Annotated in this window: 16 protein-coding genes; 1 reads left to right on the forward strand and 15 read right to left on the reverse strand. The window is 46.6% G+C overall.

Annotated features, from left to right (window positions below; all coding sequences use genetic code 11):
- Positions 1 to 106: 106 nt before the first annotated feature.
- The 9 genes from ACHKAR_RS20415 to ACHKAR_RS20455 form a co-directional block, all read right to left on the reverse strand.
- Entirely contained in the window at positions 107 to 1,597 is a 1,491-nt protein-coding gene (locus ACHKAR_RS20415; protein WP_395419252.1) for a glycoside hydrolase family 32 protein, read from the reverse strand.
- A 152-nt stretch (positions 1,598 to 1,749) separates the two neighbouring features.
- Positions 1,750 to 2,484 (reverse strand): sulfite exporter TauE/SafE family protein, encoded by a 735-nt coding sequence (locus tag ACHKAR_RS20420; protein WP_395419253.1) that lies wholly within the window; start codon positions 2,482 to 2,484, stop codon positions 1,750 to 1,752.
- A complete protein-coding gene (locus ACHKAR_RS20425; protein ID WP_395419254.1) occupies positions 2,430 to 2,867 on the reverse strand; it encodes a FixH family protein in 438 nt (145 codons plus the stop codon). Before ACHKAR_RS20425 ends, ACHKAR_RS20420 begins: the two co-directional genes overlap by 55 nt.
- 20 nt (positions 2,868 to 2,887) lie before the next feature.
- Positions 2,888 to 4,312, reverse strand: coding sequence for a cytochrome c oxidase accessory protein CcoG (ccoG, locus tag ACHKAR_RS20430; protein WP_395419255.1), 1,425 nt, complete (start codon positions 4,310 to 4,312; stop codon positions 2,888 to 2,890).
- Position 4,313: 1 nt separating this feature from the next.
- Positions 4,314 to 5,204, reverse strand: coding sequence for a cbb3-type cytochrome c oxidase N-terminal domain-containing protein (locus tag ACHKAR_RS20435; protein ID WP_395419257.1), 891 nt, complete (start codon positions 5,202 to 5,204; stop codon positions 4,314 to 4,316).
- On the reverse strand, positions 5,191 to 5,382 hold the full coding sequence (locus ACHKAR_RS20440) for a cbb3-type cytochrome c oxidase subunit 3 (protein WP_159581890.1): 192 nt from the start codon (positions 5,380 to 5,382) through the stop codon (positions 5,191 to 5,193). The genes ACHKAR_RS20435 and ACHKAR_RS20440 overlap by 14 nt, the downstream gene beginning before the upstream one ends.
- 2 nt (positions 5,383 to 5,384) lie before the next feature.
- Complete coding sequence (gene ccoN, locus ACHKAR_RS20445) at positions 5,385 to 7,571, reverse strand: cytochrome-c oxidase, cbb3-type subunit I (protein WP_395419258.1); 2,187 nt, start codon at positions 7,569 to 7,571, stop codon at positions 5,385 to 5,387.
- On the reverse strand, positions 7,519 to 7,725 hold the full coding sequence (gene ccoS, locus ACHKAR_RS20450; RefSeq protein WP_395419259.1) for a cbb3-type cytochrome oxidase assembly protein CcoS: 207 nt from the start codon (positions 7,723 to 7,725) through the stop codon (positions 7,519 to 7,521). Before ccoS ends, ccoN begins: the two co-directional genes overlap by 53 nt.
- 105 nt (positions 7,726 to 7,830) lie before the next feature.
- The gene (locus ACHKAR_RS20455) at positions 7,831 to 10,248 is read right to left on the reverse strand and encodes a heavy metal translocating P-type ATPase (protein WP_395419261.1); all 2,418 of its coding nucleotides are present in this window, start codon (positions 10,246 to 10,248) and stop codon (positions 7,831 to 7,833) included.
- A 104-nt stretch (positions 10,249 to 10,352) separates the two neighbouring features.
- Here ACHKAR_RS20455 and hemN point away from each other — a divergent pair, with 104 nt between their 5' ends.
- Complete coding sequence (gene hemN / locus ACHKAR_RS20460) at positions 10,353 to 11,747, forward strand: oxygen-independent coproporphyrinogen III oxidase (protein WP_395419263.1); 1,395 nt, start codon at positions 10,353 to 10,355, stop codon at positions 11,745 to 11,747.
- Between the two features lie 9 nt (positions 11,748 to 11,756).
- Here the strand turns inward: hemN and ACHKAR_RS20465 are convergent, their stop codons facing one another.
- The 6 genes from ACHKAR_RS20465 to ACHKAR_RS20490 form a co-directional block, all read right to left on the reverse strand.
- On the reverse strand, positions 11,757 to 13,280 hold the full coding sequence (locus ACHKAR_RS20465) for a carbon-nitrogen hydrolase family protein (RefSeq protein ID WP_395419264.1): 1,524 nt from the start codon (positions 13,278 to 13,280) through the stop codon (positions 11,757 to 11,759).
- A 226-nt stretch (positions 13,281 to 13,506) separates the two neighbouring features.
- Positions 13,507 to 16,650 (reverse strand): glycoside hydrolase family 2 TIM barrel-domain containing protein, encoded by a 3,144-nt coding sequence (locus ACHKAR_RS20470; protein ID WP_395419266.1) that lies wholly within the window; start codon positions 16,648 to 16,650, stop codon positions 13,507 to 13,509.
- Between the two features lie 94 nt (positions 16,651 to 16,744).
- A complete protein-coding gene (locus tag ACHKAR_RS20475; protein WP_395419268.1) occupies positions 16,745 to 18,586 on the reverse strand; it encodes a sulfatase-like hydrolase/transferase in 1,842 nt (613 codons plus the stop codon).
- Positions 18,586 to 20,031, reverse strand: coding sequence for a sialate O-acetylesterase (locus ACHKAR_RS20480; protein WP_395419270.1), 1,446 nt, complete (start codon positions 20,029 to 20,031; stop codon positions 18,586 to 18,588). Before ACHKAR_RS20480 ends, ACHKAR_RS20475 begins: the two co-directional genes overlap by 1 nt.
- Positions 20,032 to 20,035: 4 nt before the next feature.
- Positions 20,036 to 21,568, reverse strand: a complete 1,533-nt coding sequence (locus tag ACHKAR_RS20485) for a sulfatase family protein (protein ID WP_395419272.1) — start codon at positions 21,566 to 21,568, stop codon at positions 20,036 to 20,038.
- Positions 21,565 to 23,004 carry a carbon starvation CstA family protein gene (locus ACHKAR_RS20490; protein WP_395419273.1) on the reverse strand — a complete coding sequence of 480 codons (1,440 nt, stop codon included), beginning with the start codon at positions 23,002 to 23,004 and terminating at the stop codon, positions 21,565 to 21,567. The genes ACHKAR_RS20485 and ACHKAR_RS20490 overlap by 4 nt, the downstream gene beginning before the upstream one ends.
- Position 23,005 lies beyond the last annotated feature (1 nt).

A 23,005-nucleotide genomic window follows, 5' to 3' on the forward strand; every position in this document is an offset into this window, starting at 1 on the left:
GCGGCTGGACAGATAGGTACACCACCCAAAGATTGAGTTTGCTGATGATAACATTGGAAAAAGGTATCAAAAGCAAATCGGGTAGAGCCTGTATTTTATTATCCCCTTACTTCCAGATAGAAGCCATGGGCGTGAGACTCATCTTCACCTCTGAAGCACTCACAGATACTTTCGTATAGGGAGTGGTCGGAAATATCAAATCGGTCATCACAATTGCTCCATAATTAACAAAAACCTCAGCCGAAGATCGATCCATATAGATCTGAATGTCCGATACACTTATTCCGCCCAGTGGGGCTTCATGAATGGCTGCAAAATCTTCGCTAAATGAAGTGTCGCCGCTCTTGGTGCGGTCGATCACCAATCGATCAGCAGTAAGCTTCACCACCAGTCGTTCACCTTGTTCATTGGAGAATGTGATATCCAGACTCTGTCCCTTGACATTGGTAAGCTCCACCAGATAGGATTCAGTAGATAAATCCATTGTGGACTCATGTGAAACAACGGCCTCTCCCATCAGTGTCTCCAGCTCCGGCACAGGCTTCGACTGGAGCAGATATCCGGTTTCCGATTTATGCAACGACAACTCCCTGGGGATGGTCATAGCACTTCGCCACTCATAAGTGGGCACCACATTGGCATATTGCCAGTTGCTCATCCAGCCCAAAAACAAGCGCCTTCCATCTATTTCAGGAATGTCGGCCCAGGTAACACCGGCATAATTATCCGCACCATAGTCGATCCATCGGGTGACGGAGTCCACCGGAGTGAAAACCGTCCCGTCAAAATCTCCCACAAAATATTGAGTAGCAGAGCCGCCTTGAGGGCCTCCCGGATTGATACTCAACAGAATTACCCATTTCTCATCACCATACTGATCTGTGAGTGAAAATAAATCCGGGCATTCCCATACGCCACCATGCCCACCTATGGTATGTCCAAACTCACTTTGAAACTCCCATCGGATGAGGTCTGGCGAAGTATAAATATTCACATGATCCAAAACGGCTAAAATCATTATCCACCTCTCATTCGCTTCGTCCCAGCTCACCTTCGGGTCGCGAAAATCGATGATTCCTGGATTGGCCAACACGGGGTTGCCTTCATATTTTGTCCAGCTACGACCTTTATCCAGGCTAAAGGCGATGCCCTGCGTTTGAAAATCATTTCTTCCAGCCTCTGCGCCCACCGGATCATGATAGGTATAGATGGCCACCATTGGCGGATTGTCAGCGGTGCCCAAGCCACTGGTATTTTTCCAATCAATCACCGCACTACCGCTGAAAATATAGCCCAAAGTGTCCGGGTACAACGCAATGGGCAGATGCTCCCAATTGACCATATCCTCTGATACCGCATGCCCCCAGTGCATAGGGCCCCAAACGTTACTGTCAGGGTAATGCTGATAAAAGAGGTGATATTCTCCTTCATAAAAAACCATCCCATTGGGGTCGTTCATCCACTGAGTGGGGGGTGTAAAATGGTACTGCGGACGAAGTTTTTCATCATATTTCATGAGCGAAGGAGTTGCTGATTCATTGCGTTTCTGACAGGCTGTTGCCAAAAAAAGAATCATCAGGAGGTAGGTAACTTTCATTGGAATAGGGTGTAATAAGATTCGATCTTCAATATATACAAATGGAAGCGACTTGACCAATAATCACTTTTGAACATGAAATCAGACTGTACGCGCCTATGTCTGTGGCTGGTGTTTGATATCCACCCAGTTTTATCAGCTCCCTAAGGGAATCAAATCCCGCAGGCTGTCATCACCTGCATGATTTGCGCCTTGATCAATTGGTTCACATCCGGCGCCACAGCAAGAACCCCCCGGGAGATCAATACAATCCCGGCGAGCAGCCCCACCGGAGTGATCAGATTGTTCAACCGATGGGACAACCCAGGCACATAGTGGGAGACGAAGCGAAAAGCCGCCAGTATGGGGAGCGTGCCTAATCCGAATAAAATCATATAGAAAAAAGCTTCCGTCAATCCCCCAGAAAGGAGTGCTCCGGCAGCAGCCAGATAGACCAAACCACAAGGCAGGGCGCCATTGAGAAGTCCGGCAGCAAACCAGCGCATGCGTGTGCTGAAATACTTGGTCAGCACATTTTTCAAAGACTGAAAAAACCATGAGCGGTGATAGGCCCCTTCTATCCTGGTTCTGATTCTGGGAAAGAGGTAAACTATAAGAATGGTGGCACCAAGGAGGATGGACAGATACTGCTGCACCTCGAAAAACCTCACAGAAAGGCCTAACAATCCGAATATGGCTCCAATAAAACCATAGAAAAGAAGTCTGCCCGAGTGATATAAACCAAAGGAAATAAACGTGTTCTTCCCATTCGTACCGGTAAAGGTGAGCATCAGTGGCCCACACATGGCCACACAGTGAACGCTCCCAAATAGCCCGATCACAAACGCCACGATCATCTGATGAATATTCCTTCTTCCTGAAAATAGTCTACCCCGCCACTGGTCCATGTGAGCTTCACCTTGTACCGCCCCTTGGTTAATTCCTCTCCAAAGATGGTCTGCTGTCTGTTCTCATCGAGTGAGATACTGAAGCTCCGATCAAAAATAGATCTGGATGGATGATAAAAGTGAATCTCTCCCTTCGCTCCTGAAAACTCCTGAGGAAAGCTAAAAACCACACTCCTACCCTCCTGAGTAATCGAAACCTTTGCTCCACTTTGAGCAAGATTAATATGTTCCTGGATCCGCTCCTGATAGACCAGCTCATCCTGATAATAGGTATCAGATACCAGATCAAAATCCTGCTGAAATGCCGCTACCACAATGGAGCTGATAAATCCACAAAACAGCACGAATGCCAACACTATACTTTTTCCCCAATTCCATTTCATAACTTTTTCATTTAATTAGTTCAGGAAGGTCCCAAAAATCTTGTCGTGACCGTTTCTAATAATTTTCCGTCTGAAAACACACCCACTTCAACTGAAGTGCTTAGTCCATCCAACTCTTCGGGATTTATAATGATAAAAAATGCGCCCGCTTCCATGCCCTGCTTCCTGAGCACAATATCCTCGCCCACCATTTCTATGCTTCCTGCAGGCTCCATTAGTTCCAATTTCACCGGATAAATGTTATTCGATTTGTTGAGCATTTTTAGCTGATACAAGTTAGAAATGGCACCATCTGGTCGTTCCTGATACATCATGCCCGGTGTGCGCAGGATGGTGGTCTCAAGGTCCGAACGGATCATCAACAAGGTCACCAACACTCCCATCAGTGCCAGCAATACCAGGGAGTACGCCCGCATTCTTCCCGTAAACACGAAGGGGGTCTTTGTCTCAATATGATCCTCCGAATCATACCTCACCAACCCTTTAGGCTTACCGATAGCATCCATAATGGAGTCACAGGCATCCATACACGCCGTGCAGTTCACACACTCCAGCTGAGTCCCGTTTCTGATATCTATGCCCGTGGGGCACACATACACACATTGCTTACAGTCAATGCAGTCTCCCTTATCCAGTGCCTCCCTGTCTTCTCCCTTTCGGTATTTACCCCTGGTTTCGCCACGCTGATAGTCATAGGCCACCACTATACTCTTGCGGTCCAATAACACGCCCTGCAGCCTGCCATATGGGCATATGGTGGTGCACACCTGCTCCCGCAAGCGACTGAAAACCCCATAAAACATTCCCGTAAGTGCCACCATCACCACAAAAGCCACTGGCTCTTCTGCAGGCCCGCTTTGGATCAGCTGCCAGGTCTGATCCACCCCAATGATATAGGCCATGAAGGTGTGCATGATCACTGTACTGATGGCCAGAAAAACGAAGTGCTTACTCCCTTTTTTCCAAATCTTTTCAGCATCCCAAGCCTGGCGATCCAGCTTCTTTTGCTTCATATAATCGCCTTCTATCCAATACTCCACCCGACGAAAGGCCCATTCCATAAAAATGGTCTGCGGACACAGCCAACCACAAAAAATCCGACCGAAAACGATGGTAAACAGGATGATAAAAACCACAGTGGTGATCATTCCGATCACGGCCAGATGAAAATCCTGAGGCCAAAAAACCTGACCGAAAATAACGAACTTCCGCTCCAGGATATTCATCAAAAGGAGTGGCTCTCCATCTATACTGATAAAGGGACCAGCCAAAAGAAATACCAGCAGCAGTATACTGACCAGCATACGGTAATTGGTGAATTTCCCTTTGGGCTTTTTGGGATAGACCCACACCCGTTTACCAGCCTCATCCACGGTAGAAATGTGGTCTCGATAAGAGGCCTCTTCTTCTTGTTCTTTATATAAATCTGTGATATCGGGTGTCATATCAGCTGCCGGCAGTGGCCACCTTTACACTATCCAATGGAACACTCGCCTCCCGCTCAAAAAGCTCACCCTGAGGTGCTTTAGCGTTGGGTGGATTGGTGCCCTCCAGAGTATACACATAGCTGGAAATTTGCTGCATCTCCTTCGGACTTAGCTGAGCCTGCCATGAAATCATCCCTTTCGACGGCACACCATATTTGATGGTTTTGAAAATGGATTGAACATCACCCCCATGAATCCAATACTGATCCGCAAGATTGGGTCCTACACCACCTTCACCCAGCTGCCCATGACATGCTGCACACTTCGACACAAACAGGTTCTGCCCCACAGCAAGATCTTCCGATGCATTGAGCATGGTCACTGAGGATTCGTCAATAAGATTATCCAGGGACGCGAGATACATTTCCACCTCCGCATTGGCCTTCTCCATCTCGGTGTAGTATTCCTCGTCCTGCAGGGCGCCTGTTCCCAACACATGAAAATGGAGTATGTAGGCGACAGAGATAATAATGGTGAGATAAAAACCATAAAGCCACCATGGTGGAAGTTTGTTGTCCAGCTCCCTGATTCCGTCATAGGAGTGGTCGGTCATTACCGTAGCTTCTTCCTCCAAAGGCACAGCATTATTCAACCTATGCCATATGCGGCTCCAGAATCCCTCGGCGGGCACTACCGGAGCAGACTGGTGCTTGGCTCCCATGATGGCCGACAAAGCATACAGGGAAGTGTAGAGCGCCAAAAGCGCTACCACAACCACCAGTGCCCCTACGGTCAGCACGATTTCCACCTGATATAAGGTATAAAAATCTGAAGCAGTATCCTGTGCCTGCACCATCACCGGCCCGCCCAGTATGGAGAGGAGTATCAATACGGATTTAGAGTAGTTCATCGCTTTCATCGTTTATATTCAGTGGTATCCTGGAGATTTCATCTATTTGCTTTCTGTTTGACCTAAGGACGTAAATAAAAAGCCCCAGGAAAAAAACGAAGAAAATGATCAGTGAGATCAGGGGGAATACTTCAATTCCCGCAATGGTCTCCATATGGTGTTTTACAAATTTTAGCATGATTACTGTTCGTTTTTGGTTTCACCAATGTTCTTAATATCTGTACCCACCCGTTGCAAATAAGCAATTAGCGCCACTATTTCTTTGTCAGGAACTACCCTGACTCCCTGAGTCGCCAGGTCATCCGAGATGGATTTGGCTTGCTGCTCAGCATCTGCTACGGCTTCATCCTGAAAGCCTTCGGCGTATGGCACTCCCAGCGTCTGCATCGCGGTGATCTTTTTAGGGAGGAGTTCTTTTTCCCAGTCTTGCTCAAAGAGCCATGGATAAGGTGGCATAATAGAACCCGGAGACATACTCGCGGGATCCAGCATGTGGTAGTAATGCCAGCTGTTGGGATATTTACCACCGACTCTCAGGAGATCCGGCCCGGTACGCTTAGACCCCCACTGAAACGGGTGGTCATAAACAAACTCTCCCGCTTTGGCATACTCACCATACCGCTCGGTTTCTGATCGGAAAGGCCTCACCATCTGAGAGTGACAGGTATAACAGCCCTCACGTACATAGATGTCCCTACCATTCAGTTCCAATGGGGTGTAGGGCTTCACACTTGTGATGGTGGGCACATTGGATTGCACCAAAAATGTAGGAACAATCTCGATAATCCCCCCAATAGCCACTGCCACAAGGCTCCATACCAGCAGGGTAATAGGCCTCCATTCAAAAATTCGTCTGTGCCAATGTTCGGATTTCGCAGGACGGTAATTTTTCGTAAGTGGGGCTGCCTCAGCCTTTGTTTCTCTTATGAACGTACCAGCCTGCGCGGTTTTTATCAGGTTATAAACCATCACAAAAACCCCTGTCAGGTACAGGGCGCCACCAAATGCCCGCAGCATATACATAGGCATGATCTGAGTCACAGTCTCCAGGAAGTTGCTATAGACCAGGGTGCCTTCCGGCGCAAACTGCTTCCACATGAGGCTTTGCACAAAGCCTGCCCAGTACATAGGAAGGGTGTAGAAGATAATGCCCATGGTTCCTACCCAGAAGTGTACATTGGCGAGTTTTTTAGAAAACAGCTGCGTACCGTACAACCTGGGAATGAGGTAATAGAGCATGGCAAAAGTCATGAAGCCATTCCATCCGAGTCCCCCTACGTGGACGTGCGCCACGATCCAGTCAGTAAAGTGAGCGATGGCATTGAAGTTCTTCAGGGAAAGCATTGGCCCCTCAAACGTGGCCATACCGTAGCAGGTAACTGCCACCACCATAAATTTCAGAATAGGATCTTCGCGCACTCTGTCCCAGGCGCCGCGCAGTGTCAGCAGTCCATTGAGCATCCCGCCCCACGACGGAGCAATGAGCATGATGGAAAAAACCGTACCCAAAGACTGAGCCCAGTTAGGCAGGGAATTGTACAGCAGGTGATGGGGGCCTGCCCAGATGTAAATGAATATGAGTGCCCAAAAGTGGATAATGGACAAGCGGTAGGAATAAACCGGACGATTGGCCGCCTTGGGGATGAAATAGTACATCAATCCCAGGTATGGGGTGGTCAGGAAAAATGCGACCGCATTGTGCCCATACCACCACTGTACCAATGCATCCTGCACACCAGCATACCACGAGTAGCTTTTCATGAAACTGATAGGCAGCTCAAACGAATTAACGATATGGAGCATCGCTACGGTCACGAAAGTGGCAATGAAAAACCAAATGGCCACATACAAATGGCGCTCCCTTCTTTTGAGGATGGTACCAAACATATTGATCCCAAAGACCACCCAGATGATGGCTATGGCAATATCAATCGGCCACTCCAGCTCAGCGTATTCCTTGCCTGTAGTGTATCCCAATGGCAAGGTGATGGCCGCAGCGAGTATGATCAACTGCCACCCCCAGAAATGGATTCTACTCAGCAGGTCGCTGAACATCCGGGCCTTGCAAAGTCGCTGCAGGGAATAGTAAACACCCATGAAAATACCATTGCCCACAAATGCAAAAATCACTGCATTGGTATGCAAAGGCCTGATCCGCCCAAAAGTGGTGTACTGCAATCCGAAATTGAGCTCTGGCCAGAAAAACTGACACGCTGCCAGCAACCCAACGCTCATCCCCACCACCCCAAAAATAGTGGTGGCAATAAGGAACATCCTTACGATTGAGTTGTCATAGTAAAACGTATCCAGGCCATTATTTACCGTCCCCTTTTCTTCGGGCGGGTTGGTGAGAGTCGTTGTTGACATAGAAAGTTTGATTTGGTTCGTCATCAAAAAGTATCCTGATAGAAGGGGTATAGTCATCATCATACTGACCGCTTCCGGAAGCCCATATGAAAGCGAGCAAGAACCCTAAGGCTACTGTGATGCTGAATCCGATTAAGACGATGATTACACTCATAATTATCAAAGCAAGATTACGAGGATGAGTCACCCCATCTTATGAGCGTTTTCAATCGTTCGACTGATTTTTGTCAGTGGAGAAAAAGAAACCCTCAAAAAAACCTCACCGAAAGTACTTTTTGGAGATGCCATTTATCACCAGCGTGATAAATGCCACCACCGTAACTGAGCTGATGGGCATGAGAATGGCCGAGACCACCGGGGTGAGGTGGCCCGAAACGGCAAAGGACAGCCCTATAATATTGTACACAAAAGAGATCACCAATGCGGCCACAATTACACGCATGACCACTTTGGAAAACCTAAGGATGCTGCCCGTTCGGCTCAGTGAGTCAGCTTCCACCAGCGCGTCACAGGCCGGACTAAACTGATGGATGTCTTCGCACACTGCAAATCCCACACTGGCAGACTTGAGTGCACCAGCGTCGTTCAGCCCGTCACCAATCATCAGCGTATGACCTTGAAGCCCTTGTAAAAAGGACAGCTTCTCTTCTGGCTTTTGATTGAATGCCCATTGGTCAAAATATGGAGCCAGAGTGGGTGCCTCAGACGCATTATCTCCAGAAAGCAAACAAAGTCTGTAGTCGTTCCGCAGATGTTTCAGTTCAGAAAATATGTCGGCACGATACTCTGCCCTGATGCTGTAAAACCCAATAAAAACACCGTCTATGTCCACGTAGGCCGTGGTCTCTTGTACCGTATTGGAGGAGTGATTGATCCATGCCGACGATCCCACTTTCACTACATGACCAGCTATCTCAGCCCGCAAGCCTTTTCCTACCTGCTCATTGAAATCTGTGATGGCCATCTTCTCTACACTCTCCGCAATGGTGCCTAATATAAGCCTGCTGATAGGGTGGGCAGAATTGGCACAGGCCGTTTTGAGAAGGGATAGTTGTATAGGGTTTAACTCCGCACCTTGATAACTTACTTTGGAGGGATTATTTTTGGTGAGCGTCCCCGTTTTGTCAAAGACAATCGTTTCGGTTTTAGCCATCTGCTCAATAATACCGGCATTTTTCAGATAAACACCCTGGTGACCGAGTATGCGCATGCCATGTCCCAGGCCAAAGGGCAAGGCCAACGCCAGTGCACACGGGCAAGCCACAATCAGCACGGAAGCAACGGCATCCCATATTTTGGAAGGATCTGCCACACTCCAGTATATTCCTGTGCCCAGGGCAAGTAGGAGGATCACCACAGTAAAGTACTTGCTCACCTTGTCTATCAGGTTGTCATAGGGATTGGCAATCTTGGCAAAGGTCTGATTATTCCACAACTGAGTGAGTTTGCTGGTGCTCACGGCTTTTTCCAGACTTATTTCAATCTGCCCACCCAACTGCCTGCCTCCCGCGTACACGCGCTCCCCCTCACTTACAGGTATGGGGTCAGCCTCTCCCGTCACAAAGCTGTAGTCAATTTTGGCTTTACCGGATTGCAAAATACCATCGGCAGGGATCAACTCCTGATTGTGAAGAACGATGCAGTCATTTGGCTTCAAATCTCTCACCAATACCTGCTCCTCCTGGCCACTGACCACCCGCGTTACCGAAACGGGAAAATAAGACTTATAATCCCGCTCAAAAGACAGGGCCTCATATGATTTGCTCTGATACCATTTGCCCAGCAACAGAAAGAAGACAAGACCGGCCAGGGAGTCCACATAGCCCGGACCCGCAGCCCATAGTATCTCATATCCACTCCTGATAAAAAGTGTGAAGATACCCAGGGTAATGGGTACGTCTATATTCATATATCCATGCCGGATGCTTCTCCAGGCACTATTATAGTACTCCTGAGCCGCATAAAAGACCACTGGAATCGATAAAAACAAATTGATCCAACCAAACAAGTGCCTGAATGACTCCTCGGCCTGAAATGCGCAATCCAGATACTCAGGCAGGCTCATCAGCATACTATTGCCAAAGCAAAAACCCGCCACTGCTATTCGCAATATCTGCTTATTTGACTTTCTGGGTTTGGGCGCCTCCACACTGTCCAGATGAATGGCAGGCGGATACCCCAATGTGGCCAGGACGATGGCCACCTCCCGCAGGGTAATTGCTTTAGAGAAGAGAATGGTGATTTCCTTTCGGAGAAAATTAACCTCGGCGGAGAAAATACGGCTTTCTAACTTGGGCAGGTGCTCCAGCAGATAAATGCAAGAGCTGCAATGAATGCCCGGCAGAGAAAACCTGACTGCAGACTGGTTGGCATCTGAATAATGCAGCAGCCCCTCGTTCACCTCTTTCTGATCCAGAAATGAGTATTTCCGGTGAATTTCCTTTTCCTCGGCTACCCTACCAGCGTGCAGCTCCCCGTTTTGATAGTATGCTCCCAGATTGTTATGCTCGATCAACTCATAAACCGCCCTGCAGCCATGGCAGCAAAAATCCTTGTCTTCATATTCGATGTGGTCTTCCTCACACGAGGTACCGCAATGATGGCAGCGTAATTTTGGAGAAATCCGGGCAGATGATGTCATATATACTTCAGGCACCCTCAAAACTAGCTTGCTCAAACAGGTCAGGGTCTGACAGTACTCAGGCTCATAACTGACATTAATCATCTGGTGTAAGCCAGCAGCAGCCCTGAAAACAGAAACAACCAAAATCAGCACTGGTAATGATGATTGTCAGGAATAAACCTCTTTCGCCAGAGTTTCTTTGTTACATGCAAGATTTCATTTCAAAATACAACGTCCCAGGCCCACGCTATACCAGCTACCCTACCATCCCCCATTGGCATACAGAAGACCACACCGAAAGTCGCTGGAAGCAAGCGGTCAGTGATGGATTTTGGAGAAATGGTAAAGAAATCAGCCTGTATATTCATCTCCCATTTTGCGAAAGCTTATGTACCTACTGTGGATGTACAACTCGGATCACCCAAAACCACAAAGTAGAAAGCAAATACATCACCTATTTACTGAAAGAATGGAAACTCTATCTGGCCACTTTCGGAGGTCAACCCATCATCAGGGAGATTCACATGGGAGGTGGTACCCCCACCTTTTTCTCAGCAGAAAACCTCAAAACCCTGATCGACGGGCTCACTCATGAGGCCACCCTTTCTGACGATTTCGTATTTGGCTTTGAAGGACACCCCAATAACACGACAGAGGAACACCTGAAGACACTGGCTGACTTGGGCTTTACCAGGATGAGCCTCGGCATTCAGGATTTCGATCCGGAAGTGCAAAAAATCATCAACAGGAAACAATCCTTCTCTCAGGTGAAAGAGATCACAGCGCTTGCTCGTACCTATGGATTCACCAGTCTGAACTACGACCTGATCTATGGTCTCCCTAAGCAGACAATCTCAGGGATTGCTCAAACCATCGCTCAGACCATTGCCTTAAAGCCAGACCGCATTGCTTTCTATGGCTACGCCCATGTGCCCTGGGTCAAAGCTGCTCAAAAGTCTTACGAACAGTACCTTCCAAGCCCAGCGCAGAGACAAAAAATGTATGCAACCGGCAAAAAGGCACTGATGACCCATGGTTATCATGACATTGGCATGGACCACTTTGCACTGCCTACAGACAGCCTCTATGAAGCCTTTGCCACCGGTAAACTTCATCGCAACTTTATGGGCTATACCACCCAAGACACCAATCTGCTGATTGGGCTGGGCATGAGCTCCATCAGCGATAGCTGGACGGCATTTAGTCAAAATGAAAAACTGTTGAGCAGGTATTACGAGCGCCTCGACCGAAATGAACTACCCATTTCCAGAGGCCATCAGCTCACCACGGAAGATTTGATCATCCGGCGGCATATTCTGAATCTCATGTGCAATTTTGAAACCACATGGGAGGTTTCTGAGCTATTGGAGATTGGGTTTGGCTTCAATACCAACCTCCTGGCTACTTTGGTAACAGATGGGTTTATTCAATGGACTGATACCGGGATCAAAATCAATGACGCTGGCAAACCCTTTATCCGAAATATATGCATGGCGCTGGACGCCCGACTTTGGCGCTCCAGCCAGCAAACCTCCTTCAGCCAAACCCTATGATCATAAGAGTCAGTCCTTCAGTACCAAATCGTAGTAGTCTGTTCGCCGATCTTTCAGATTGCGTGCACTCCCCGATTCATGCAGCTCTTTGAGTAAGTCCAGGTCCACATCCACTACCAGGATCATCTCTGTATTAGGTGTGGCTTCCGCTTTCACACCATTGACCGGAAAGGCAAAATCGCATGGAGTGAACACCACAGACTGAGCAAATTGGATATCCATATTGTGCACTTTGGGCAGGTTGCCCACCGAACCGGCCATGGCCACATAGCATTCGTTTTCTATAGCCCGTGCCTGAGCGCAGTTTCTCACCCTTGAGTATCCGTTTTGTGTATCTGTCAGGAAGGGGATAAAAAGCAGTTTCATCCCCTGGGCAGCCATCATCCTCGGAATCTCGGGGAACTCCACATCATAACTAATGCAAACACCCACCTTACCACAATCCGTATCAAATACCTGAATCCCTTTGCCTCCCGACATCCCCCAGAACTTCACTTCATCTGGAGTGACCTGTATTTTTTCAAACTGACTCCATACCCCATTTCTTCGGCAGAGATAGCCCACATTGTAGAGGTTGCCGTCACGCATCAAAGGCATACTGCCAGTGATGATATTGATATTGTAACTAATGGCCAGCTGGACGAACCGATCACGAATGCTTTCGGTATGAGCGGCCAGCTCACGAATAGCAGCAGGCTCGCTGAGATTGTTCCACTGCCCCATGAGTGGTGCATTGAAAAACTCCGGGAAGAGGGCAAAATCACTTTTGTACCCGGAGACTGCATCGATGAAAAATTCTATTTGCTGGAAAAGCTCATCCATGGTATTGTACGGTCGCATCTGCCACTGTACCAGCCCCAAGCGGACCACTGGCTTGTACTCAGGTTTATTGGCTCCTTTTCGCTTGTAATAGATATTATCCCATTGCAAGAGGGTAGCAAATTCCATGGACTCCTCATCACCTGGCATATAGTCGGTCAGGAGCTTCTTTACGTGAAAATCGTTGGAGAGCTGAAAGGACAGTGTGGGATCATGAATCTCCTTAAACTTCACCCGATCGATGTATTCCTTTGGCTTCAGGGTATCTACATACTTGTGGTAATTCGGGATTCGGCCACCGAAAATGATCGCACGGAGATTCAATTTTTCACAAAGTTCCTTTCGGGCATCATAGAGGCGCCTGCCCAATCGATACCCCCGGTAGTCTGGTCGGATGAAGACCTCTATCCCGTACAGAATATCACCCGTAGGGCTATGGGTGTCAAAGGAGTAGTTGCCGGTGATCTCTTTGTAAGTGTGCTCGTCTCCAAACTTGCCATAATCAACTATGATGGCCAGTGCACAACCCACTACTTTGCCATCTGCCACGATTCCAAATTGACCTTCGGGGAAAATCTCCAGAAGCTTGTTGATGTATTCCTCCCCCCAGAAAATGCCGGGCCAGCTGCTGTAGGCCTCTATCATGGCATCCTTGAGCTCCTGATAGTCAGCCATTCGGATGTTTCTTACCTCTACTTGTTTGATTTTTTTCATAGCTGATCGATTTTCAGGTTAAGACGTGAGTTTGTTGATCGGTCACACTTTTCTGATCAGATGTAAAATATCCTGTTTCAATGATGCTTTGTGCAATGGACCAAAACTTTTTATTCCTGATCCAAAATCATTGTGTGTAGAACACAAAACAAGCCACTCTTGCGAGTGGCTTTTGTCGTTCGTATGGGACAATTAATATTCCGTCATTGGTGTTTTCTCGAGACCATTATCTCTTAATCACCATGCGGTTATAGTACTTACCATTTACACTTAATCTCAATAAGTAAACACCCGATTTCAATTGACTCATATCAATCTGAGTAATGCCCTCCGATGTTTGTTGGTTTACGGGGATTCGTTCACCCTGAAGTGTGAAAACATCCAGATAATCCACTACTCCATCCATAGTTACATGAAGGTAATTTTCTACAGGATTAGGGTAAATGTTCAGTTTTGGGGATTCCATTGCTTTCCATGTGGCAGCTATACGAGCACCACCAGCTGAGCTTATGGATATGTCCCTGAATGTCGCTTTTCCTTTTTTGGTGTTGTCGTGAGCAGTCACAGCCAGGCCAACATAGAGATCACTACTCATAACCACGCTGGAGCTATCTATTAATACCCAGGTGTTTCCGTCGTTAGATTGGTAGGCTTCAAATAAATCTCCCGATCGTTTTAGCTTCAGCCAGCGATCTATACTGGTTGCATCAGAACTTTTTGTGCAAGTTCCGCCTGTGTTTTGTCTGGCCTGATAGGCATTTCCATTTTCTGGAGTGATGTATGCCATAGCGTGCTTCGAGTCAGCATCTAGCGTCTCTCTAAACATCAATCCGGCTTTCATATAATCATCCACATCCGGGGATATTGAGGGAATCATGCAGATGATTTCTCCATCTCCAGAAAAAGGCTGATAGGCGTACTGAAACTCATCGGAACTTCCCCATATATTACTACCCGAACCCTGAATCACAAAGACCTGACCAGAATACTTATCTACCGTGCTACCAGCAAGCCCTACAGACCCAATATCAGCATTATCCCAGGGTATTGGTAATGACGGAACAACAGCATTCACACCTATTGCCCGAATATTATCTATATAAAAAGTATCCGCTGTGGCTACTCCAGGTGACATCAAAAACACCATCCGGTCTACGAGATTGTCTGGAACACTAGTGTCAGGTGAGCTTACATAATTGAAGATTACCCTATGCCATTCACTCTGTTTTAGCGTTCTGGCTTCATAGATACTGTGCCTACCTGCAGGTGAGCTGCCCAGCATAGAATCATTTCTAAGCTGAATTTGCATCAGCGTGCCCACTGGTGCGGCGGTTCTGAGATTAATGGCAAATGCCTTGGCTTCCAACTCATACTCGGAAGCATCTTCAATTGCCTCATTGACAAACGTAAGCCCATCATAAGTAGATGCACCGTTTCTGATGTACATGGAAGTTGAGTCCGTTTTGTTTACGCTCTCAATCCACTCATTGGACACCACAGAGTAACTCCCACTTGCACTGAACTGAGAGATGACACTGGTCGTTTCATAGTTCTCAAAAACGATATCGGAGGACAGTTTATCCTCAGATTCTTTTTCAATCCTGATATTGTCAAAGTAGTAAGTATATGAAGAGCTGGTGCCCGCATCAAAGGCAAATACGAGCTGATCCACCAAATGGTCTCCGATAGACGGATCTGGAATGTTGTAGAAGTCGAATGTGATAGACCTCCATTCGTTCTGTGCAGGTACCGTGGTTTTATAAACGCTGTTTCTTCCAGCCGGATAACTGCCTGTAGCTGCATCTGCATTATGAAAGTTGAGCTGCAATGGTGTACCTACCGGCGCGTTAGTGTACAGTTCCATCTTTACTTTAAAATCACCATTCTTGAACTTCCCGGCATCCTCTACTGCCACTCCACTGGAAAAGGTGAATTTATCATAAGGATCTGACCCAGGAGCAACATATCGTCCTACAGAGTCTGTCAAATTACCTGTTTCCTGATATGGGTTGACTATCACGCTGTACGTCCCCACGGAAGAGTCTAAAAGCAACGAACCCGTCCCTTCATAGTCCATCAAAAGATCTGTGGCATATTGTACCTGAAAGGGTATGTTCATTAAAGCGACTTTACTATTTCCATCATGCACCACCGCATAAAGGCGATATGCCCCTTTTGTAGAGGGAGCCGAAAACGCAATACTATCTCCACTTTGATAAGTAATCAACCCTTCCAATCCGGGAAGGCTTTCACCGGAGGCTACGTCATCCAGGTCATATCCTTCTTTGACCACATACCATTCATAGCTGATACCATCACCATTGGGATCATACGCATCCACAGTGGCCCAGTTCATACTTCCTACTGAAAGACGTACATTATCAGTTTCCTCCTGCCCATTCAACACCATCTGGGTAATGCGAGGTGCGCGCTCTGCCGGATAGCTACCTGTCCAGGAGTATTGCATAGCCTCTACTACTTCAGTGGATTCTCCATTGACCGTGAACAGGCTATACCATGACTCTACCTCTCCGTGGTTTTGATGACCCCAGACAAAAACATAGGACCCCAGGCATTGCCCCATAGGGTTAGCAGCTATATAGCTGCTGTAACGTGTTCGGTAGATATAAGCTTTACTTGTGCTGCTAAGCTCTATGGGAGCATTCCAGGCCGTTTCATTCGTTTGCCAGGTGCCATCCACTCCCCACTCAGTGACGATATAGGGTTTTGTCCACCCGTTGGTAGTCAGCTGATTTTCCAAATTATCAAGGGTTTTGTAAACGTTGATCCCCAGTACATCTATTTCCGGAGCTCTTGCCTTGATCTCAATAATGTCCACATCATGGGCAGAGGCCAATACCGTCATGGTAGGATGCAGTGTGTCCTCCTCATGGATCATTGCCGCAATGTCATTGACAGCATCCCACAACCGATAGTTGGTATAGCTGGCATCTGCTTCATTCCCGATGGACCACATCAGTACTGCCGGATGATCCCGATACATTCTCACAAAATTTCTAAAATCCTCTAGTTGTGCATTGACCGCCGCAGTATCATTGTAGTTAAAAAAATCCTCCTCACGCCCTGCGTAGAGTCCCATAGTGACTGTAATCCCCAGGGAATCCGCTTTGTTTAACAAATCAATCGTGGATGAATCCGTGGAATAGGTTCTAATGGAATTGCCTCCATATACTGAAAGTGAATCAAGAAAATGACCACTAAAAGCAGCCCCTTTAACGTAATAAGGGCTACCATCACGATATAGCTGAAAGGTTCCGCCGCTCTCTTCGATGTAGACTTCCACACCTTGAGATTGAACTACTAAAAAAGAGCATAGTGCTCCGAATGCTAGTAAAAGTTTTTTCATCATTTATTCATTTGGATAAGTTCAAATCAATTCATTAAATGATAAAACTACCTTCAATAAAGCGTCAGAAATCATGAAATAATTGCCAATAATGGCATTACCTGGCGGTATCGCTCCATTTACTCATCAGCACCTCAGAAGCTAACAAGTCATACCTAAATCGATCTTTCTCAAATGAATTGTTGTAGGTAGAGCGCACCGTTGCCTTAACGGTTTCATCGGTTATTTCAAATTCGCGGATAAAGCTCAGCGCTCTTGCCCTGCTAAAAGGCCTGGCCGTTTGATTGAGAACCCTTACGATGGCATTGATGGCTAAGTCATTCTCTCCGTGGAGATATAGGGTTTCCGCTGCTAACACTGCCACGTCAGGAGACTCATCGTTTAAAACTCTTTTCAGCGCTTTTTTATGTTTCTTCGTTAGTTGGTCGCAACGAATTCTCAAACCAACAGCTGCCCAAAAGCGAACGGCAGCTTCTTCCGATTTCAACCCCCTCAAACACAGGTCAATATTTCCTCCTTCGGTGGCCTTTTCAGCCATGTTCAAAATAGCCTCCAGATCGAATGTGTCGTTTCTCATCAGGTCATAGGCGGCCTTATTTGTCTGATTAACAAGATCCAAAAGCATTTGCTCCGGAATAAATCCCGCATCTCCAATATTCAATATCCAAGATCGATTGGCCGCTCTCATTTCTACCAAAACATCTGCGTATTCGGGATTGTCTACCAAATTATTCACTTCCCATGGATCATTCTCTGTGTCATACAGTTCCTCTGCCCGTTTTTGCTTCCAGAAAGCCATTTGCATTTCATTGCAATTTCCTTTGGTGCATTCCTGCTCCCAGGAACCTACGGATGGAGCCTTCCATAAATAGTCGATGTACTGCCCATAGATTTCATGCGGGAGATAATTTCGGATGTATCGATATTTCTTACTCCTGACTGCCCGACTTAAATCATAACTGGCGTCCATCCTGTCTCGAAACATGAAGACAAACTCAGGTTCTTCCGTTTTTCTCGGACCTAAAAAGGGTCGGCCCTGCATGTACCCAGGAATGGATTGATCGGTAATACTCAGCATGGTTGGTGCCATATCTACAAAACTTATGAGCTCATCTACAGCCTCACCAACCTCTGACGGCCGCAGCGTTTTGAATTTTTCAGGTATTCGAACCACAAAGGGAACATGCGTGCCTGTTTCATATACAAAACGCTTGCTTCTTGCGAGTACGCCCCCATGATCGCTGAGGTAAAAGACGATGGTATTTTCGGATTGTCCACTCTCCTCCAATTCCTTAAGCACCTCACCCACACGGTGATCCATCAGGGTGATCCGATCATAATACTGTGCCCAATCATGCCGGATTTCTTTGGTATCGGGGTGGTAAGGAGGTAAAACCATTTCTTCCGGCCGGTGCATTAGCGATGAATCAGGAGTGAACCTATGCAGCGAGCTTTCGTGTGAAATGCTGGTATTGACCACATGAAAAAACGGCTGTCCTTCCTCCCTGTTCTCATAATGTGCCTCGAGGGAAGACTCATTCCAAAAGGTATCTGTGGTGGAAGTATTGTAATCTTTCTTGGACATGTTGGTGCAGTAGTAACCAAGTGCTCTGAGGTATTCGGGAAAGAACCGAACGGAATCCGATAGCGGATAATTACTTCTCATATTTTGGTTGCCATTGGAGTTGGCATATACTCCGGTAATGATGGTATTTCGTGCAGGCGCACAAACTGGAGCATTGGCGTAGGCATGGGTATAAAGGTGGCCTTCCTTCGCGAGCTGATCAATGTTGGGAGTGGTAGCCAGACTATCTCCATAGCACCCGATATATGGGCTATTATCTTCACTTACAATCCATAGGATGTTGGGTAATTGTTGTGCTTCTGACCGCTCAACCAGTAAGATAAAAGCACACAAGACTAGTGGAAAAAACCTCATTATTCTTCTTTTTGAGCTCTGGAAGCATCTTCCCAATTGTCTGTACGAAATGATGAAGCTGGCAGAAAACTGTCTTCATATAAAGTTCCTTCCACCCAGTTACTCCAGGCATAGCGCACAGCTAATGGCTGGCTTACTTCTTCTGATGAAACGAGCACATCCCTTCTATTTACAATTTTCGCTTGAGCAGGATAGAACACATGATCCTCTCCAGCAATCTCAAACCCACTCAACTCACCGAAAGCATATAGGCCTCTATCCACATTTTTGAATTTCAAAAGAAGTCCCTCCGCAGTTACTTCCATTGAATCATAGACCGGGGATGTTCCATCTACAAACGCATATCCATAGGTCTGACTTAGGGCATTATAAAGCAGCCGATCAGCCACTTCTTTTTTCTTAGCCGGGTGAATATTCAATTCTTCACCCGCATCCAATGCGATTGCAATACCCGAATTGGGAATTAAATCCACGCACTCGAGTTGGGCCTCTCGCATGAACGCGGAGTTGGTATTCGTGTTAAAAGCATCTGGTTTGTTGTAGAAGTATGGGGCGATTTGTACAAAGTAGAATGGAAAGTCCCCCATCTCCCAGCGCGTTCTCCAGTCCTCAACCATGGCCGGAAAAATCGTTTTGTATCTCTCAGGGTTAGTGAAGTTCCCCTCCCCTTGATACCACAAAGCTCCTTTTATTGTATAAGGAGTAATCGGGTTGATCATTCCATTGAAATGGGCGGTTGGAACGATCCTCGATTTGGACATATCTGCATTCTCAATGTTCACTTCCTGAAACTCATTCAGCGCTTCCTTACTTATCCAGGCCTCCACACGACTACCACCTCTTCCTGACTGAATAAGCCCCACAGGAACATCCAAAATCTCTTGCAATTGCTGTCCGAAGAAATATCCTATGGCACTAAATTTCCATACGCTTTCTTGAGAAGCAATCTCCCAGCTAGCCATTTTCCCAATTTCAATTTGTGGTGTTTTTGCTCCGATCTGCGGGACTACAAATAGGCGGATTTTAGCATTTGCTGACTTGGCAATAGCCTCATTGCTACCAAAGGTGGGCTGACCGTTAAAGCCTCGCACAGGCATGACCATATTGGACTGGCCGGAGCATAGCCAAACCTCTCCAAAAAGTATGTTTTCAAGGATTATGGTTTGATCCTGAGACTCGATCTCAATGGTTTGTTCTTCTTTGCTTCCGGTTGTGACAACATCAACTCTCCAATTTCCTTCAGCATCCGCCATAACCTTTATTGGCTCTTCAACCCATGACGCCTCCAGCGTAAATTTCTCCTTAGGATCAGCCCAGCCCCAAAGTACCACTGTGGTATTTCGTTGAAGCACCATGTTTGACGAAACAATAGCCGGCAAAGTGATTTTTGCTTCGGCTCCAAAAAGGAAAAACAGGCACAAGCCTCTAAAAAGTATCTTCTTCATGATATCAATTTTCCTGATTCAAAAATTTCATATAGCCTTCTGGAAAATCGAATGATTTTAGCGTATTCTTATTCAACTTTCTGAAAACCTCCCTGTTAGCATTTAATGATTCTTCATACTCAGCATCCAAAGCATCGTTTTCCATTTGCAGAGGCTTCTTTCGCATGTCGTAAAGCTGCTCATTATTTTCACTTCCGTTGAAATAAATACCGTAGTAGAAATCAGAAGAGACAAGCCCCATACCTGTTGAAACCTCTACAGGAATGTGCGTTCGGTCCAGCTTCTCATCGGCATCAAAAAACAATGCGGACAAATCTTTTCCTTCGAATTGCCTCGCGGAACTAACACCCGCAAGGCCAAAAAGAGTTGGCACCAAGTCTAGGCCATTGGAAACCAAGTTGGAGTCATCCACTCGGCCACCGGCCAGTGAAGGATGGGTCACCACAAAAGGCACATGACACACCTCATCGAAGAACAATCCCTTGCCGGCCATTTGGTGTGCGCCGTTCATCTCGCCATGATCACTAGTGAATATGATGACGGTATTCTTATCCATTCCGCTTGCCTCCAAACCATCCAACAACTGGCCAACTTCCCGATCAATTTCCTCTACAAACTTGACGTAAGCAAAGCGGTGAAGTTTCCAATCAGTCGAATCGTATTGTCCTCTGTATCGACCGAATGAAGCTGCCATTCCATCTTCACCATTTTCACCTGAAATGATAGTTGGTTCGTTGGATTGGGGCATGTAATTATCCGGCAATGGAGGTGAATTCCTCAAATAATAATCGGTTGGCTCAAATCCACCAGCTCCCTCTTCACCTTCAGGAATGCGCAGATTGGCGAGAACTGACTCTCTAAGCAAATCTTGCCAGCCCCCTCCATCAGTTCGATCTTCTATTTTTTCCATATCAAACTTATTGTCCTTGATATGCGCATAGCAGATGTCATGCGGATTCATTAGTGAAGTGACCATGAAAAATGGCTGATCTGTATAGTTTGTCTTATGGTTTTTAAGTGTTTCAATCGCCTTTGGCACACAATCCACTCCTCGATATTCTTTGCCATTGGCGTAGACTTCAAAACCAAGATCTTGAGGCTTAAAGGAATTTTCTTTCCATCCAAAATGATCTTTACCTCCATAGTACGTTTTGTAGCCAGCCTGCTGCATTTGTGTGGCTATGGGATTCACAGCAACATACTCTTTTACAGCGACCGTATTGTGTTCAATTCCTTTTGGCACATGAAAACCAAAATATGTTGGGCGCTGACCCGTAAACATGCTGACCCGTGATGGAATACACACTGGGTTGGCTACATATGCTCGATCATAACGCACCCCACTGGCCATCAGCCGGTCTATATTGGGCGTTTTCACATATGGATTTCCCATGGAGGAAAAGAAGTCCCAATTGAGCTGATCGCTGATAATCAACAAGATATTTGGTTTCTCAGGTCGCTCCACCTTAGTAGCGGTTTTTCTATCGCATGATGCTACTAAGGCAACAAAAAGAATCAAGGCTGTTAGTCTCTTCATATTCTTTTTATCTCTACTCTTTTAATTCGAGCGTTCTTGAAAATCGCAAAAACTGTTATCCCAACGCTTACGGTCATACCGGCAAAAATTGACATCTCTACTGGGAGCGAAAACCCCTCAGGCGCAAGTAAAATATAGGAAACCACCACGGCTGTCATGAAAGTTGATGGAATCAAAGCCAGCCAAAAGTTCTTCTTTTCTCGCATAAGATATACGGTAACCGTCCACAAAACCACAGTGGCCAATGTCTGATTCGTCCAGGCGAAATACCTCCAGATTACTCCGAAATTGACAAGGGTTAATAGATACCCAACAACAAAAAGTGGAATGCTAATCAACAATCTATTCTTGATCGATTTTTGATCCGCTTTCATAAAATCCGCGATGATGATGCGAGCACTTCTGAATGAGGTATCTCCTGAAGTAATGGGTGCCGCTACTACGCCCAAAATGGCCAGCAAACCACCGATGGTTCCTAGTGCGCCATTGGAAATTCGATTCACCATTAGGGCAGTATTGTCTCCGTTCTCAAGCATCATAAGGTTCAGTTCCTCCACCCCACCAAAGAAACTCATACTGATGGCAGCCCAAATCAGCGCCACCACTCCCTCAGTAACCATGGCGCCATAAAACACTTGCTTTCCTTGTTTTTCATTGGAAATACAGCGAGCCATGAGTGGAGATTGCGTGGCATGAAACCCCGAAATAGCACCGCAAGCGATGGTCACAAAAAGCATCGGAAATACGGGAAAAGAATCAGGAGTATAATGGAAGTTTGAAAAACTGGACATAGACAACTCCGGCACGACCATACCCTGCGTGAACATGGAAATAAAAAGCCCAACAGCCATGAAAATCAGCGCCATCCCAAACACGGGATATAGCTTACCGATCACTTTATCAATCGGTAAGATGGTAGAAAGAATGTAATAACCGAGGATGATCATCACCCATCCGAAGAGGCTAATCGAATCGGTCATACCAGCTAGTATTTTAGCTGGCCCAAGTAGAAAAACAGCTCCTACAATAATCATGAGCAAAACAGTAAACCCACGCATGAATTGTTTCACCCAGCTTCCTAGATAATATCCCGAAACCTCAGAAATACTCTGACCTCCATGACGGATGGAAAGCATACCACTGAAGTAATCATGAACGCCTCCGGCAAAGAGACTCCCGAGCACAATCCAAAGAAAGGCTACCGGCCCCCACATGGCTCCTGCCACTGCCCCGAAGATGGGGCCCAAACCCGCAATATTTAAAAACTGTATGAGGAAAATCTTCCAGGGTGGAAGGATTACAAAATCAACTCCATCTGCTCTGGAAGTGGCCGGAGTAGCCCTATTTTCATCCACTCCAAAAATTCGTTCGATCAGATTACCATACAACCAGTACCCAACCACTAAAACCATAATTGAAACACAAAGTGTAATCATA

This window comes from Marinoscillum luteum, from assembly GCF_044005705.1.
GTDB lineage: Bacteria > Bacteroidota > Bacteroidia > Cytophagales > Cyclobacteriaceae > Marinoscillum > Marinoscillum luteum.